General features: G+C 56.7%; 2 protein-coding genes. Both read left to right on the top strand.

What is annotated here, in order from left to right:
• On the top strand, nt 1–1,522 hold a 1,522-nt coding region (locus ABY948_RS11740; RefSeq protein ID WP_461482721.1), incomplete at its 5' end, for an EAL domain-containing protein.
• 360 nt (nt 1,523–1,882) lie between these two features.
• A complete protein-coding gene (gene gltX / locus ABY948_RS11745) occupies nt 1,883–3,397 on the top strand; it encodes a glutamate--tRNA ligase (protein WP_461482722.1) in 1,515 nt (504 codons plus the stop codon).
• Nucleotides 3,398–3,501: the final 104 nt, after the last annotated feature.

Below are 3,501 nucleotides of genomic sequence, written 5' to 3' on the forward strand. Positions count from 1 at the left end.
CCAATTCCAACTGATCTGGTTTGCCAGCATTACCCTGGGTATTTGCCTGCTGGCTTACGTTGCCCTGAAGTGGCTGTTAGAGCCGTTGGCGCGGGTGGAGCGCCAGGCCAATGAGATTTGCGAAAAGCATTTTGTGGTGCAGGAGACCATTCCCAAAACCCGCGAGCTGGGCAAGGTGGTCCTGGCGATGAACCGGATGGCATTGCAATTAAAAAGCATCTTTGACGAACAACTCGATTTGATCGGCCGGTTGCAAAAGCAGTCATTCCAGGATGAGGTGACAGGGCTGTCCAACCGCAGCGATTTTGACAATCGCCTGCGCAGTTTCGTCAGCGACCCGGAAGGCGGGATACACACCGGCGCACTAGCCATATTGGCCATACATGACATTGCCTGTGTCAACGAATATGCCGGCCGGGAGGAGGGCAATGCCGTTCTCAAATCCGTCGGCGAACAGCTAAAGCAGGTGGTTCACGACCACCCCCGCGCGGTCGTCGCGCGCCGCCAGGGGCCAGAGTTTTCGGTGTTTGTGCCGGACGTGACCCCGGAGGAGGGCGAGTCGCTGGCCAGCCATCTCTTTCAGTCCATGCAGGGCCTCAGCTGGCTTCACAATCAAAAATGTCCCCTGCGCTTCCATCTGGGCTACACCTATAGCGGTAACGTCACCAGTGGCGTTGAAATACTTGGGGAGGCCGATATTGCCCTGCGCCAGGCCAAGCTCGGCAATGGCAGTCGCTGGATCAAATTTGCCGATGTGAGCGATGGCGAGGCGCCGGTGCTGGGCAAGCCCCTCCATGAGTGGGAGGGTTTCCTGCAACAGGCCATCGATAACCGTCTGGTGGCACTGTATTACCAGCCGATTTGTGAGGTGAAGGCCAAGGCGGTGATCGCCCATGAGGTTTATGTAAGATTTTTACACGGCGCCGATTTACTGGCCGCGGCGGTGGTCATACCCATTGCCGAGCGGCTCGGGCTGATGCCGCGCCTGGATCAGTTGGTTCTGGAGTCACTGGCGGCGGCAAACAGGCAGGGGGATATCACCGGCAAATTGTGTGTCAATCTGTCGATGGTGTCGGTGAAGTCGCCCGGTTTTATGAAATGGCTGGACACCTTTTTATCCTCCCAGCGCAAGTTGGCGGGCAAACTGGTTTTTGAAGTGCCGGAATACGGGATGAAGGTCAATGATGCGCCGCTGCGGGCATTGCATGACCTGTTGGCGAGTCGTCATTCCTCCCTGGGTATCGATCATTTCGGCCAAGATGCGGTGGCCTTTGGCTACCTGGGCAGCCTGCCGCTTCACCACCTGAAGGTGCACCGTTCGTTTATCCACGAGCTGGATGCCAACAAGGATAACCAGTTCTATGTCAAATCCCTGGCGGGCCTTGTGCATAACAGTGGCCTGCAGCTCTGGGTTGAGGGTGTTGAAACCGAGGCCGAGTGGCAACAGCTGAGCGGTTTGAGCGTCGACGCCGCCCAGGGGTATTTTTTGGGTGAACCCCAGGTGAAACCTGTGGAAGGCTAGGGCCACTAATTGAATTGCCGGCATTGTGGCTGGAAACCTGTCCTCAGGGCGGTGTGAGCGTGCCTTGATGGCGCCAACGTAGCGAGGCGCAATACAGCGTGGCGGTTTTTTAGCCGCAAGCCAAAGAGCTGTGAATTATTTTCCGCCCACCCGCGTCGTCGCTGGCAAAGCCCTTGCCGAGTTCGCAGAGCAGGCTTGTGACTCATTTAGCGTCCCTAAATCTCGCGCCTTTCACCTCGCTGGACCCAAAAAACCTCCAGCGACGATGATCCAATTTGTGTGAACAGGCGCATGGTGTTCTGCGTATAATAACCGCCGTTTTCAGTTAATCCTTCACTCAACTGGCGGAATTTTTTGCCCATGTCTGTACGCACGCGTATTGCTCCATCACCCACCGGTGATCCCCATGTAGGCACGGCTTACATTGCACTGTTCAACCTGTGTTTCGCCCGCAGTCAGGGCGGCGAATTTATTCTTCGCATTGAAGATACCGATCAGGTGCGCAGCACCCCGGAGTCCGAGGAGATGATCCTGTCCTCTCTCAGGTGGTTGGGGTTGGAGTGGTCCGAAGGGCCGGATGTGGGCGGCCCCTACGGGCCATACCGGCAGAGTGAAAGAATGGATATCTATCACCGGCAGGTGATGGAGCTGGTGGATAACGGCCATGCCTTCTACTGCTTTGCGACGCCGGAAGAGCTGGACGAGATGCGCAAGGAGCAGATGGCAAGGGGCGAGACCCCGAAATACGACGGGCGCGGGCTGGCATTGTCCAGTGAAGAAGTCAGCCGCCGCCTGGCCAATGGCGAGCCCCACGTTATCCGCATGAAAGTGCCGGAAGAGGGCGTCTGCGCCTTTCAGGACATGCTGCGCGGTGAAATCGAGATCCCCTGGTTTCAGGTCGATATGCAGGTGTTGCTCAAGGCCGACGGCATGCCCACCTATCATCTCGCCAATGTGGTGGATGACCACCTGATGGCGATTACCCATGTGATTCGCGGTGAGGAGTGGATCAACTCCGCCCCCAAGCACATTTTGCTCTACCAGTATTTCGGTTGGGAGATGCCGCAGCTCTGTCATATGCCGCTGTTGCGCAACCCGGACAAGAGCAAACTCAGCAAACGCAAGAACCCCACCAGCATCACCTATTACCGCGATATGGGTTATCTGCCTGAAGCGGTGATCAACTATCTGGGACGGATGGGCTGGTCGATGCCGGATGAGAGCGAGAAGTTCACCCTCGACGAGATGCTCGCCCATTTTGATCTCAGCACGGTTCATCTGGGCGGTCCGGTATTCGATACGGAAAAGCTGGATTGGCTCAATGGCTGCTGGATTCGTGAAAACCTGGATGAAAATGCCTTTGCCGAGCGGGTCGCCGAATGGGCGCTAAATCGCGATCACCTCAGCCGCATGATTCCGCTTATTAAAGAGCGGGTGGAGAAATTCACCGATATCGCCCCCTTGTTGGCGTTCATGTTGTCCGGGATGCCGCAACTGACCGAGTCCAGCTTCGCGCACAATAAGCTGGACATGGAGACGGTCTGCAAAGTGCTCCAGTTCAGTTCCTGGCGATTGGATACGCTGCGACACTGGCAGCGCGATGCGCTTTACGCTGAGTTGAACCAGATCGCCCAGGGGATGGGTATCAAGTTGAAAGATTTTCTGTTCCCGCTGTTTGTGGCGGTAGCCGGCGCGCCTTCCTCTCCACCGCTATTTGATGCCATGGCGATCCTCGGTCCGGATATGGTCCGCGCACGCGTCAGACACGCATTGGAGCGCGCAGGCGGGGTATCCAAAAAGCAACTGAAGAAGCTGGAAAAGGAGTATCAGGCATTATCTGAAACGCGTCTGCAACATCCTGAAGAACAGGCTTGACACCCATGGGGTCAGTACCTAAAATTCGCATCCTCTTCACGGGGCTATAGCTCAGCTGGGAGAGCGCAACACTGGCAGTGTTGAGGTCAGCGGTTCGATCCCGC

The sequence above is a fragment of the Porticoccus sp. genome (assembly GCF_041592135.1).
Lineage (GTDB): Bacteria > Pseudomonadota > Gammaproteobacteria > Pseudomonadales > Porticoccaceae > Porticoccus.